The organism is Ruegeria sp. CG1, assembly GCF_056537265.1.
In genome coordinates this window covers 1,118,196-1,129,429 of record NZ_JBQFRF010000001.1, presented here as the reverse complement: position 1 = coordinate 1,129,429, position 11,234 = coordinate 1,118,196, and the positions used below count along the sequence as shown (strand labels likewise).

Sequence of the window (11,234 nt, the reverse complement as noted above, 5' to 3'; positions counted from 1 at the left end):
CAATCTCTCCGACCTCGGCGTCACCAAAGCCGCCATCCCCGAACTGGTCCAAGGCGCAATCATCGACCCCTCATGCGGAGGGAATCCGATCGAATTGACCGAAGAAAACCTGACAACGCTCTTCAACGCAGCACACTGACAGGCTTGCCGAACCCATCCCTCACCTCTCATACTGGTCGGAGGTGAGGGAGATTTTCATGACGAAAGAGATTGTTCTGATCCACGGTGCTTTTGCCGGGCCGTGGTGTATGGAGGATTATGCGGGCTTCTTTCGTGCACGTGGCTGGACGGTGCATACGCCCGCGCTACGCTATCATGGTGGCGACCCCAAGGCAGATCCCGATCCCGGCCTCACCGACACAAGCGTCCTAGATTACGCCAATGACATTGCAGACTTCGTGCAAGGGTTGGAGAGCAAACCTGTTCTACTGGGCCATGCCATTGCGGGGGTAGTGGCGCAGAAGGTGGCGTCTCGGGGGTTGGCCAGCGCAATTGTCCTGATCAACCCAAACGCGGCTTGGGGCACATTGCCGGAAACCGACGACGAACGCGCTGTGCCGCGCGCGTTGATGGAGGGTGGGGCGTTCTGGAAACAGCCCATGCGCGTTGATTTCGACCTGATGGCCCCTTTTGCGCTCAACAAGATGCCCGAGGCGCAGCAGCATGAGGTGTATGACCAACTCGGCCCCGAAAGCGGGCGGGTGATGTTCGAGATGTTCTTTTGGATGTTCGACGATCACCATGCGATGAAGGTGGAGATCGACAAGGTCGATTGCCCGGTGCTGATTGTTTCAGGCACCGAGGACCGGGCCGTGAACCCCAACACCTGCCGTGCTCTGGCGAAGCTTTACGGAGACCGTGCGACTTTCCTGCCCGTCGACAACCACGCGCATTTTCTGTTCATGGAGCCGGGCTGGGAAGGCCCAGCCGAACGGATTGCCGACTGGTTGGATCGGAATGTTGGGTAAGATGGGGTTTCACCCCATCGTCCCCGCTCCGCTTTGATGGGTTGGAAACCCATCCTACGTCAGTTGTTGGTTTGAAACGTGCTCTGTGGTTTCCAGACCAGAGAACCATCGTCATTGCGATGACACCGCAGCAGCCGTTCCTCGCGCGTGCTGATGGTTGAGGTGACGGTGTTGTCACCGGTCAGCAGGATGAAGGCGTCTGGCGAATAGGCCATGCCGTCATAGTAGCAAAACCGCGTCTCGGCCCCGTCCGGAATGGGCGATGCAGTGCTGAGCATCTGCTGCGCGGGGGCTGCCGAGGCAAGCAGGGTCAGGGCCAGCCCTAGGGTTAGTGTTTTCATGTCGTCCTCCCGTTCGGAAATGTGTTGGTTGTCAAATTAGGTCTTGGGCGCTCGGAACCTCATATGTCGTTCTTGGATGACGGATTGAGGGTAAGTGTGAACGGGATCAACGGGTTAGGCAAGGGGGTTGCGGTGTGCCGGGCTGAAGCCCGGCACACGGGTTGTGGGTTTGTCTCGCGCTATCCAGCTAATGCATGTTGCAAGGCGTCATGTATATGGGCAACTCGTCCTAGCGGTCGCGAGATTAGTGATGAGATAGTGCGGGGGGAACGCCAATCTTGAGCAGGCCAAGCGTTCGTTATGAAAAGTTGAACTGCGCTTAACAAACTCTATCCGTTTCAACTAAGGATTTAGAGCATTATACTGGATACACAAACTGACTAATGCCGCGAAGGCCAGAATAGCTGTTAGCCGAAGAATTGCGCTATCATGTTTGGCAGCCCTTGAGGCTTGCTCCTTTTCTTTTTCAAATGATGACAGGCTGGAAATAGAATTCCCGGTGAGGCGGTAACGCGCTCCATGCTTGGTCAGGTCATTAGACGAAACCAAGCTGTCCAATACGAACTCCACTTCATCTAAGTAGTAGTTATAATCATCCAATCCGAAAAAGCGCCGTGAGAAAACGTGGTCACAAAAGTCGATGTGAGAAAAATCGCTTGCCAAGGCATTCCGGCCTTCGTTCTTTGACTTTGATCTCCGCCATTCGACTATCTTTCCCAAAATATCCATTCGCTCCGACGAAAATTGGAAATTTCGAGAAAATTTTCTCTGTTCTCGGTGTTCCCTCTTCGATTCAAGCTGATTTTTGAGTTTGTGGAACCGAGTAAGTTCACTGAGAATGTACATCCAGACGCTCGAGAACTCGATTTCCGTTTCATTGTAGTGCCTGAATATCTTGATTTTGGGTTTGCCCAACCGTGAATAAGGTAGGCACGCTTCCGTCATATTTCCGGGCGGCCAACGCGAAGATTCAGATGGTAGAATAATACCGTTCAATCCACTCCTAACACCGTTCAAAGTTGGCAAAAACTTCTCCAACTCGGTATCTTCGTGGCAAACCCAAAAGTATGTAAAGTTGTTACCCCGGTTTCTAGGCGAATAGTGATTAGGGACTTGCTGGCGGGTTGCAAAATATGCAGCCCACCTAATTCCGATCTTGTTCAGCAATGGCATCCCTCAAACATCCAACTCCTCCACAAACCGCGCGTTCTCCTGAATGTACTGGAACCGCAGTTCGGGTTTTTTGCCCATCAGGCGCTCGACCAGAACCAAAAGTCAATCTGATTGTGCCGCAGCAAAATAGAGAAACCCTGCCAGTGGCCACCAACCGAAAATGAAAAGGTAAACTTTTGATTGCACTTGGGTAACTGGTAAGTAGTCAGGAAAAACCGTCGCCCAAATAACAAAAGCAACCCAAATCAGACTAAAAACTTTGATTGCTCGTATAATCCGCAGACGGCCTAGCTTTTTGTCCTTGTCATGGGATGTGTCTGCAGAATTTTCAGACATATCTCAAACATCCAACTCCTCCACAAACCGCGCGTTCTCCTGAATGTACTGGAATCGCAGTTCGGGTTTTTTGCCCATCAGACGCTCGACAAGGTCGCCGGTTTCGCCGGGTTCGTCCTCGTCTATGGTGACGCGGATCAGTTTGCGCGAGGCCGGGTCCATCGTGGTCTCTTTCAGGTCCTTGGCGTCCATTTCGCCGAGACCTTTGAAGCGCGAGACGTCGATTTTGCCTTTGCCGCCCAGACCTTTTTCGAGCCATTCGTCGCGCTCGGCCTCGTCCAGACAATAGACGCGCTTGGCGCCCTGGGTCAGGCGGTAGAGGGGCGGGCAGGCCAGATAGAGGTGGCCCGCGTCAATCATAGGCCGCATCTGGGTGAAGAAGAACGTCATCAGCAACGAGGCGATATGCGCCCCGTCCACATCCGCATCGGTCATGATGATGATCTTGTCATAGCGCAGGTCGTCGACGTTGAACTTGGTGCCAAGGCCGACACCCAGCGCTTGGGTCAGGTCGTTGATCTCGGCATTGGTGCCCAGTTTCGAACTGGCCGCGCCCAGCACGTTCAGAATCTTGCCACGCAGGGGCAGCAGGGCCTGTGTCTTGCGGTCGCGGCCCATCTTGGCGGACCCGCCCGCCGAGTCGCCCTCGACAATGAATAATTCCGTGCCGTCCCGTGTTGAACTAGAACAGTCCACCAACTTGCCGGGGAGACGAAGTTTCTTAGTGGCGGACTTGCGTTGTGTTTCCTTCTCGGCCCGTCGGCGCAGGCGTTCTTCGGCCCTCAGGATGAGGAAGTCGAGGATCGCCCCGGCGGATTTCGTATCAGCCGCCAGCCAGTTGTCGAAATGGTCGCGGACCGAGTTTTCGACCAGCCGTTGCGCCTCGACCGTGGCCAGACGGTCTTTGGTTTGGCCGACGAATTCCGGTTCCGAGATAAAGCAGGATACCAGCGCACAACCGCCGGTGATCAGGTCATCGCGGGTGATCTGGCCGGCCTTCTTGTTGTTGATCAACTCGCCATAGGCCTTGATCCCTTTGAGGACCGCAGCCCAGAACCCGGCCACGTGCGTGCCGCCTTCGGGGGTGGGAACGGTGTTACAGTAGGACTGGATGAACCCGTCGCGCGAAGGCGTCCAGTTGATTGCCCATTCGACCTTACCGGGGGTGCCGAACTTCTCCTGAAAATCCACGGTGCCGGCAAAGGGCTGCTCGGCATAGGTGGAGGAGCCGTTCATCGTCTCCTTCAGGTAATCCGACAGACCGCCCGGGAAGTGGAAGGTCGCTTCGGTCGGGGTTTCGCCATCGTCGATGGCAGATTTCCAGCGGATTTCCACACCTGAGAACAGATAGGCCTTGGAGCGTATAGATTTGAACAGCCGCGCGGGTTTGAATTTATGATGGCCGAAGATATCCGCGTCGGCGTGGAACGTGACGGTTGTGCCGCGCCGGTTGGGGGCCGCGCCCACCTTTTCGACGGGGCCTAGCGGGATACCGCGCGAGAAGCGTTGTTCGAATAGTTGCTTGTCGCGCGCCACCTGAACGACCATGGAATCCGACAGGGCATTGACCACAGACGCACCCACGCCGTGCAGACCGCCCGAGGTCTGATAAGCCTTGCCCGAAAACTTACCGCCCGCGTGCAGGGTGCAGAGGATCACCTCCAAAGCCGACTTGTCCGGGAACTTGGGGTGCGGGTCGATCGGAATACCGCGCCCGTTGTCGCGCACGGTCAGAGCGTAATCTGCGTGCAGTTCCACCTCGATCCGGTTGGCATGGCCTGCGACCGCTTCGTCCATTGAGTTGTCGAGGATTTCGGCCACCATGTGGTGCAGCGCCCGCTCATCCGTGCCGCCGATATACATGCCGGGGCGTTTGCGAACGGGTTCCAGCCCTTCGAGCACCTCGATGGACGAGGCGTCATAGGTAGTGGTCGCTTCTGGCGTCAACAGATCGTCGGGCATGGGTGCTGCTCTTGTTTTTGAGTTTTTCCCATTATGGCAGGTGATGTGGTCCGGGGGAAGAGGGGCCCGAGGTGTTGTGTGCGGTTTGTCGGGGTTGACGGAACCGGAACGATGCTCAGCGCTGTATTGCAGCGCGTTTACAATGACAGCCAGAGAGTTTTGTCTTTAAAGCCACCTCGAACAAGAGAACTTTCCCCAAGCACATCCGAATATTCGTCATCCCAATCACGGAACCGGTCATTTGTGACGATAGCAGCACCGAGATCCCGCGCTACCTAAAGGACCAGCGGGTCGGCAGGAGTACCCTTTGGCGCAACCATCACGTGGCTGCGTGGCGACCCAAGCAAAGCCGCAATGGAACTGTCGTTCATATAGCGATTTGAGATTTTGTATCCTACATTGGCATCAAAGACGACGCCCGGTGTCCGCCCCTTTGTCTTCAACTCGTCGACAACCTCGCGCACTGAGACGATATTAGGAACACCGCCTTTCCAGTGCAAAACACTTGATCCATCGACGACAGCCCAGTTTTTTGAAGTATTGAGCGGGCGTAGCCTTTTTCCGAACAGTAGCAGCAAACTTGCCAATGCGCACGGACCTGTCAGCAATAACCAATCTGAGAACGCTGGATTGAACATAGCTATAGCAGAGCCAAAACAAGACAGGGCAAAAATACAGATGAGAGGGCGCACAGTTGAAAAGTCTTTGGTTAGAAAGTTGTTTCAATAGGGACGTAGCAGACAGTAGGGGTGGCTGCCCAGCATATATCAGTGATGCAAAACAGATTGATATTAAACCGCGAGCTTTCCAAGGTCTCGTCATGTTTCGAAATCCCGTTTAGGCTTTGTTCCGGAAGCAGAAATTAGGGAGCAGAAGAATTGAGCTGGATCAGAACCATTCCATTCGAAGAGGCGACGGGAAAGCTGAGGAAGCTTTATGAACGGGTCACCGGGCCGGACAACAATGTGGACAATATCATGATGGCGCACAGCCTGCGGCCGCATTCGATGGAAGGCCATATGGCGATGTACAAGGCGGTGCTGCATCACTCGGGCAACAAGATACCGAAGTGGTTTCTTGAGGTGTTGGGCGTGTGGGTCAGCTCTCTGAACAAGTGTGGATATTGCGTAGAACATCACTTTTCCGGATTGCAGCGGTTGCTGCATGATGAGGTGCGCGGCAATGCGATCCGTGCGGCGATTGAGGCGCGTGATCCGGCCTCGGCCCCGCTGGACGCGGCACAGGTCGAAGCGATGAGATATGCGCGCAAGCTGACCGAGGCACCCGGTGATCTGACTGAGGCGGATGTGATAGCTCTGCGAGAGGCGGGGTGGGAAGATGGCGAGATTCTTGAGATCAATCAGGTGTGTTCTTATTTCTCCTATGCGAACAGAACCGTTTTGGGTTTGGGGTGTTCGACTGACGGAGACGTTTTGGGCTTGTCGCCGAACAACTCGGACAATCCTGATGATTGGGGACATCGGTAAGTGCGGGGCTGGCCGCTCCCCCCTATGTATTTTGGGATCATGTAAAGAACGGGCATAGGCTTGTTCTTTGACGCCCCGATAAAACCTATGTCAATTTGACACCAATCAAAGCGCGCCGTGTGACAATCGGCTAAGCATCTCCTCGACAGTGAAACCGAGGAGAACATGTATGGATGCGGCACCCCAGATCAAACAAAAATCATCTCAGATCAAAGCTGTAACTGACCTGAAGGCGGATGCCTCGGCACCAACATCCGAGAAAATCCGGCAAGCTTTTGAGAGCGGCAAGTACCCCTATGGCCGCAAGATGGCACGCAAGGATTACGAGGCGCAAAAGGCCGAGCTGCAGGCAGAGTTGCTGAAGGTTCAATTGTGGGCGCAGGAGACCGGGCAGCGGTTTGTGCTGTTGTTCGAGGGCCGCGACGCCGCCGGCAAGGGTGGGACCATCAAGCGGTTCATGGAGCATCTGAACCCGCGTCAGGCGCGTGTGGTCGCATTGAACAAGCCGACGGATGAGGAAAAGGGGCAGTGGTATTACCAGCGTTATGTGCAGCAGCTGCCCACCGTGGGCGAGATGGTGTTTTATGATCGGTCCTGGTACAACCGTGCGGGCGTCGAGCGGGTGATGGGCTTCTGCTCACCCAATGAGTATCTGGAATTCATGCGGCAGACGCCCGAGTTGGAGCGGATGCTGGTGCGCTCGGGCATTCAACTTTATAAGTACTGGTTCTCGGTCACGCAGGAAGAGCAGCAGCGGCGCTTTGGGAGTCGTGAAACTGATCCGTTGAAGCAATGGAAACTGTCACCGATTGACAAGGCTAGCCTGAGCAAATGGGATGATTATACCGAGGCGAAAGAGGCGATGTTCTTCTACACCGACACCGCTGATGCGCCCTGGACGATTGTCAAATCCAACGACAAGAAACGCGCGCGTCTGAACTGCATGCGGCATTTCCTGTCGACGCTGGACTACCCGGACAAAGACCTCAGGATCGTTGGTGAGCCTGATCCGTTGATAGTTGGGCAGGCGCATCACGTAATTCATAACTCGGACCATATTCTGGGGACAGCGCTGCATCCTGACGCGAAGATCGGCTGAAAATCGATAAACTGTAAAGCCGTTGCACCAAAGGTGATGGATTGCGTCGCTTTGTCCTCGTTAGTCTCATTATGAAATAAGTTTGTTCCGCTCTTGTCTCGGGCAGCGCGCAAGCCTAAGGCTGGCGGAATGAACAAGGTGATGACATATCCCGGCCATTTGCGCGCAATCGCGGTGCTGGGCCTGCCATTGATTGGCGGGCATCTGGCACAGTATGCGATTGGTTTGACCGATACAGTCATGCTGGGCTGGTACGGGGTCGAGGCGTTGGCTGCCGTGACGCTGGCCAACAGCTATTACTTCGTCCTGTTCCTGTTTGGTGCCGGGTTTGGGTGGGCTGTAATGCCGATGGTGGCGACCGCTGCCGCCGAGGAGAATGAGACCAGCATTCGGCGCTCCACTCGCATGGGTCTGTGGCTATCACTGATCTATGCGACGGTGATGATGCCCCTTTTGTGGTGGTCCCATCCGATCCTGATTGCTTTGAAGCAAGAGCCGCAAGTTGCTGAAACTGCGTCAGTATACCTGCGGGTCGCGGGGTGGGGCTTGTTCCCGGCGCTGTTGGTGATGGTCCTGAAGTCCTATTTGGCCGCACTTGAGCGGACGCAGATTGTGCTGTGGATCACGATTGTTGCAGCTGTGGTCAATGGCGTGACCAACTATGCGCTGATCTTCGGAAACTGGGGCGCGCCCGAACTTGGGGTGATTGGTGCGGCTATCGCGTCAGTGGTGACGCAGATCGTATCATTGGTGGCGGTCGTGATCTATGCGGTGCGTGCGTTGCCGGAACACAGCTTGTTTCAGCGGTTTTGGCGCCCGGATTGGGAGATGTTCATGAGCGTGCTGCGTTTGGGCGTTCCCATCGGTCTGACGACACTGGCGGAGGTGTCGTTGTTCGCGATCTCTGCTGTCATGATGGGCTGGTTGGGTCCAGTGCCGCTGGCAGCTCACGGGATTGCGTTGAACCTCGCCTCGGCGACGTTCATGGTTCATTTGGGCTTGTCTAATGTGGCGACTATTCGGGCGGGCAACGCGTTGGGTCGACGGGATCGGGCGCATCTTGAGAAAGGCGCGATTACGGTGACCGGGATGTCGTTGATCGTGTCGGTCTTGACGATTGTTCTATTCCTGACATGCGCTGAGCCCCTGATCTCGCTGTTTATGGAGGCTGATGATCCGCAGCGGCCACAGATCCTGCTAATCGGCACTGGCCTGCTGGCGATGGCTGCGTTGTTCCAGCTGGTCGATGGGGCGCAGGTCATCGCACTAGGCCTGTTGCGAGGTTTGCAGGATGCAAAAATACCGATGGTGATGGCCGCACTTAGCTATTGGGTGATTGGTATCCCCGCTTCGTACTATTTCGGCTTTGTTCGAGGTATGGAGGGGATCGGAGTCTGGCTTGGCCTCGTGATTGGCCTCGCTTGTGCTGCCGTATTGTTGATGGCGCGCTTCTGGCTAAGGTCGGTGCGCGATGTAGGAGAAGTTCCCGCCTAGGGGATCATTCTTTGCTCATCCGGTCGGATTTCTTTCGAACAAGTACCGACCGCAAGTCGTGCATTGCCATTAGCAATGGGTCGGTCACGTCCTCTAATTGCGCATCCGTTGCTTTAGACTGGGCCCATTGCGTGGTCAGATTCAGGTAGTCAACCGCACGGTGTATATCATCCATATCGCGGCGGGATAGCAGGGCTTTGCGCTCTTCCATCCAGCGCGCGATTTCATCGTTGTCGGCGTCGCTTAGTACACGCTGGCCCTGCGGTTTGACCTCGCCATTGCGGATGTTGATGACCGCGATCTGTTCCATCTCGATCCGGCGATGGCGGTTTTCCGTGTCGATCCTGAACACCGCTGCCCCATTTTCGCGCACGCGGAAATAGTATTCAGGCAGGGCTGTGGACATAACAAACTCCGGAATCAGGTGAGCGCGGCGCAAAAACGTTGGATGCGTGTGCAGGCTTCAGTCAGGGCTTCATCAGAGGTCGCATAGCTGACGCGGAAATTGGGCGACAGACCAAAAGCTGCGCCAAACACCACCGCCACGTCGGCCTCTTCCAGCAGGGCGATTGCGAAGGTTTCGTCCGAATCTATCACGGTGCCCGCGGGTGTGGTTTTCCCGATCAAGCCTGCAATTGATGGATAGACGTAGAACGCGCCTTCGGGTGTCGGGCACGAGATACCGTCGATTTGGCTGAGCATGTCGACGACCAGATCGCGACGGCGTTTGAAGATCTCATTATTCGGCGCAAGGAATGCTTGAGTTCCATTCAGAGCCTCGACTGCTGCCCATTGGCTGACCGAACTGGGATTCGAAGTTGATTGAGATTGCACCTTGCGCATCGCGGCGATCAACTCGACCGGGCCTGCCGCATAGCCAATACGCCAACCGGTCATGGCATAGGCTTTGGAGACGCCATTGCAAGTCAGCGTCCGATCATAAAGTCTCGGTTCCACCTGTGCGGGCGTGCAGAACTCGAACCCGTCATAGGCCAGGTGCTCATACATATCATCGGTCATCACCCAGACATGCGGATGTCGCATCAGGACATCAGTCAGTTCTTTTAGTTCAGAACGGCTATAGCCCGCCCCGGTGGGATTCGAGGGTGAGTTGAAGATGAACCATTTCGTTTTAGGTGTGATTGCGGCTTCCAGTTGATCCGCTGTCAGTTTGAAATTGGTCTGCAGCGAAGTTTCGACGATCACTGGTGCGCCACCGGCCAGTAACACCATGTCCGGGTAGCTGACCCAATAGGGCGCGGGGATGAGGACCTCATCGCCCTCGTTCAGCGTAGCCATCAGCGCGTTGTAAAGCGTCTGCTTACCCCCGGTCCCGACCGAGACCTGAGCGGGCGTATAGTCCAATCCGTGGTCACGCTTCATCTTGGCGCAAACCGCCTGTTTCAGCTCGGGGATGCCGTCCGGAGCAGTGTATTTGGTCTTGCCCGCAGCGATGGCGGCCACGGCGGCGTCCTTGATGTTCTGCGGCGTGTCGAAATCGGGCTCGCCTGCGCTCAGCCCGATCACATCGCGCCCGGCGGCCTTCAGCTCGGCTGCTTTGGACGTCATCGCGATGGTGGGCGAGGGTTTTACGCGTGACAGTGTCGCAGACAGGAAACTCATGGTCGGCCTCGGTTTGTATGTTCAGCCCGACTGTCATAGGGTGCGCCGAAATAACGATCAAGCCAATTGAGTTTTACCCTTTGGAGACCCCGATGAACGACGAAACAGACTGGTTCGGACCGGACACCGCAACCTTCGGGGATCGCGTTGCTGGCGCACGCGAAGCCGCAGGCATGACGCAGACCCAATTGGCCCGCAGGCTTGGTGTCAAAAAAGCCACGATCACTTCGTGGGAAGATGATTTGTCGGAACCCCGCGCGAACAAGCTGTCGATGATGGCGGGGCTACTGAATGTCTCGATCATGTGGCTTCTGACGGGCGAGGGCGACGGTATGGACGAAACAAGCCTGCATGGCGATACGGACTCGGAATTGCGCGATCTTGTTGCAGAGCTCCGCACGATCCGAGGTGAGATGCGAGCCAACTCCGAGCGGCTGGCCCGCGTCGAAAAAGCGCTGCGTCTGAAATTGGAACGCAATCAATGACCGAGCCGCGCGAGACCCGGATCAAGCGCATGAAAATGCGTTCGATGCGGCGGGGCATCAAAGAGATGGATTTGATCCTGACGGCATATGCCGATCGCAATCTGTCTTCGATGGACGAGGCGGGATTGGACACATACGATGCCTTGCTGCATGAAAATGATCAGGACCTTTATCAATGGGTCACTGGTCAGGCCAGCCCGCCGGAACCGCTGGCCGAATTGATCGCGGATATCGCGCAAACCTTTCAAAAATAAGCAATCATCAGG

Annotated in this window: 13 protein-coding genes and 1 pseudogene; 7 read left to right on the top strand and 7 right to left on the bottom strand. The window is 55.8% G+C overall.

What is annotated here, in order from left to right:
* Both ACR0AU_RS05685 and ACR0AU_RS05680 read left to right on the top strand, forming a co-directional pair.
* A pseudogene (locus ACR0AU_RS05685) lies at nucleotides 1-139 on the top strand (iron-containing alcohol dehydrogenase); the annotation flags it as partial.
* Nucleotides 140-197: 58 nt separating this feature from the next.
* Nucleotides 198-968, top strand: a complete 771-nt coding sequence (locus tag ACR0AU_RS05680; RefSeq protein WP_170731820.1) for an alpha/beta fold hydrolase — start codon at nucleotides 198-200, stop codon at nucleotides 966-968.
* 59 nt (nucleotides 969-1,027) lie between these two features.
* Here ACR0AU_RS05680 and ACR0AU_RS05675 read toward each other — a convergent pair whose 3' ends face one another.
* The 5 genes from ACR0AU_RS05675 to ACR0AU_RS05655 all read right to left on the bottom strand — a co-directional run bounded on the left by ACR0AU_RS05675 (nucleotide 1,028) and on the right by ACR0AU_RS05655 (nucleotide 5,280).
* The gene (locus tag ACR0AU_RS05675) at nucleotides 1,028-1,309 is read right to left on the bottom strand and encodes a hypothetical protein (protein ID WP_170420982.1); all 282 of its coding nucleotides are present in this window, start codon (nucleotides 1,307-1,309) and stop codon (nucleotides 1,028-1,030) included.
* A gap of 342 nt (nucleotides 1,310-1,651) precedes the next feature.
* Nucleotides 1,652-2,038: a hypothetical protein gene (locus ACR0AU_RS05670; RefSeq protein WP_170731822.1), complete on the bottom strand. Its 387-nt coding sequence runs from the start codon at nucleotides 2,036-2,038 to the stop codon at nucleotides 1,652-1,654.
* A 546-nt stretch (nucleotides 2,039-2,584) separates the two neighbouring features.
* Nucleotides 2,585-2,818, bottom strand: coding sequence for a hypothetical protein (locus tag ACR0AU_RS05665; RefSeq protein WP_480795388.1), 234 nt, complete (start codon nucleotides 2,816-2,818; stop codon nucleotides 2,585-2,587).
* Between the two features lie 3 nt (nucleotides 2,819-2,821).
* Nucleotides 2,822-4,780: a DNA topoisomerase IV subunit B gene (parE, locus tag ACR0AU_RS05660; RefSeq protein ID WP_480795387.1), complete on the bottom strand. Its 1,959-nt coding sequence runs from the start codon at nucleotides 4,778-4,780 to the stop codon at nucleotides 2,822-2,824.
* Nucleotides 4,781-5,055: 275 nt separating this feature from the next.
* Nucleotides 5,056-5,280: a hypothetical protein gene (locus tag ACR0AU_RS05655; protein WP_170776118.1), complete on the bottom strand. Its 225-nt coding sequence runs from the start codon at nucleotides 5,278-5,280 to the stop codon at nucleotides 5,056-5,058.
* A 378-nt stretch (nucleotides 5,281-5,658) separates the two neighbouring features.
* Here ACR0AU_RS05655 and ACR0AU_RS05650 point away from each other — a divergent pair, with 378 nt between their 5' ends.
* From ACR0AU_RS05650 to ACR0AU_RS05640, 3 genes are all read left to right on the top strand, one after another.
* Complete coding sequence (locus ACR0AU_RS05650) at nucleotides 5,659-6,267, top strand: carboxymuconolactone decarboxylase family protein (protein WP_480795386.1); 609 nt, start codon at nucleotides 5,659-5,661, stop codon at nucleotides 6,265-6,267.
* 169 nt (nucleotides 6,268-6,436) lie between these two features.
* Entirely contained in the window at nucleotides 6,437-7,366 is a 930-nt protein-coding gene (gene ppk2, locus ACR0AU_RS05645) for a polyphosphate kinase 2 (RefSeq protein ID WP_170404818.1), read from the top strand.
* A gap of 129 nt (nucleotides 7,367-7,495) precedes the next feature.
* A complete protein-coding gene (locus ACR0AU_RS05640) occupies nucleotides 7,496-8,860 on the top strand; it encodes an MATE family efflux transporter (protein ID WP_170645810.1) in 1,365 nt (454 codons plus the stop codon).
* Between the two features lie 4 nt (nucleotides 8,861-8,864).
* Here ACR0AU_RS05640 and ACR0AU_RS05635 read toward each other — a convergent pair whose 3' ends face one another.
* Both ACR0AU_RS05635 and ACR0AU_RS05630 read right to left on the bottom strand, forming a co-directional pair.
* A complete protein-coding gene (locus ACR0AU_RS05635) occupies nucleotides 8,865-9,266 on the bottom strand; it encodes a hypothetical protein (protein ID WP_170404825.1) in 402 nt (133 codons plus the stop codon).
* A 14-nt stretch (nucleotides 9,267-9,280) separates the two neighbouring features.
* On the bottom strand, nucleotides 9,281-10,483 hold the full coding sequence (locus ACR0AU_RS05630; protein ID WP_480795385.1) for a pyridoxal phosphate-dependent aminotransferase: 1,203 nt from the start codon (nucleotides 10,481-10,483) through the stop codon (nucleotides 9,281-9,283).
* 92 nt (nucleotides 10,484-10,575) lie between these two features.
* On the opposite strand from ACR0AU_RS05630, the gene ACR0AU_RS05625 reads away from it, so the two are divergent.
* Together ACR0AU_RS05625 and ACR0AU_RS05620 are read left to right on the top strand one after the other, a co-directional pair.
* Nucleotides 10,576-10,968: a helix-turn-helix domain-containing protein gene (locus ACR0AU_RS05625; protein WP_170393655.1), complete on the top strand. Its 393-nt coding sequence runs from the start codon at nucleotides 10,576-10,578 to the stop codon at nucleotides 10,966-10,968.
* Nucleotides 10,965-11,222 (top strand): succinate dehydrogenase assembly factor 2, encoded by a 258-nt coding sequence (locus ACR0AU_RS05620; RefSeq protein WP_170393653.1) that lies wholly within the window; start codon nucleotides 10,965-10,967, stop codon nucleotides 11,220-11,222. The genes ACR0AU_RS05625 and ACR0AU_RS05620 overlap by 4 nt, the downstream gene beginning before the upstream one ends.
* The last annotated feature ends 12 nt before the right edge of the window (nucleotides 11,223-11,234 follow it).